1 rRNA gene is annotated in these 657 nt (G+C 55.7%); it reads left to right on the top strand.

Annotated features, from left to right (window positions below):
* Positions 1-647, top strand: a 16S ribosomal RNA gene (locus B5F80_RS11140); the annotation flags it as partial.
* Positions 648-657: the final 10 nt, after the last annotated feature.

The following is a 657-nucleotide window of genomic DNA, read 5'->3' as shown; positions in this document are numbered from 1 at the left end:
AAGGCTGAAACTCAAAGGAATTGACGGGGGCCCGCACAAGCGGTGGAGTATGTGGTTTAATTCGACGCAACGCGAAGAACCTTACCAAGCCTTGACATTGAGTGCTATCTCCAGAGATGGAGAGTTCTTCTTCGGAAGACGCGAAAACAGGTGGTGCACGGCTGTCGTCAGCTCGTGTCGTGAGATGTTGGGTTAAGTCCCGCAACGAGCGCAACCCCTATCTTCTGTTGCCAGCGCGTCATGGCGGGGACTCAGGAGAGACTGCCGCAGACAATGCGGAGGAAGGCGGGGATGACGTCAAGTCATCATGCCCCTTATGGCTTGGGCTACACACGTACTACAATGGCTCTTAATAGAGGGAGGCGAAGGAGCGATCCGGAGCAAACCCCAAAAACAGAGTCCCAGTTCGGATTGCAGGCTGCAACCCGCCTGCATGAAGCAGGAATCGCTAGTAATCGCAGGTCAGCATACTGCGGTGAATACGTTCCCGGGCCTTGTACACACCGCCCGTCACACCACGAAAGTCATTCACACCCGAAGCCGGTGAGGTAACCTTACGGAGCCAGCCGTCGAAGGTGGGGGCGATGATTGGGGTGAAGTCGTAACAAGGTAGCCGTATCGGAAGGTGCGGCTGGATCACCTCCTTTCTAGGGAAGA

It is taken from the genome of Megasphaera sp. An286 (assembly GCF_002163455.1).
Classification (GTDB): domain Bacteria; phylum Bacillota; class Negativicutes; order Veillonellales; family Megasphaeraceae; genus Megasphaera; species Megasphaera stantonii.
This window is presented reverse-complemented; position numbering and strand designations above follow the sequence as displayed.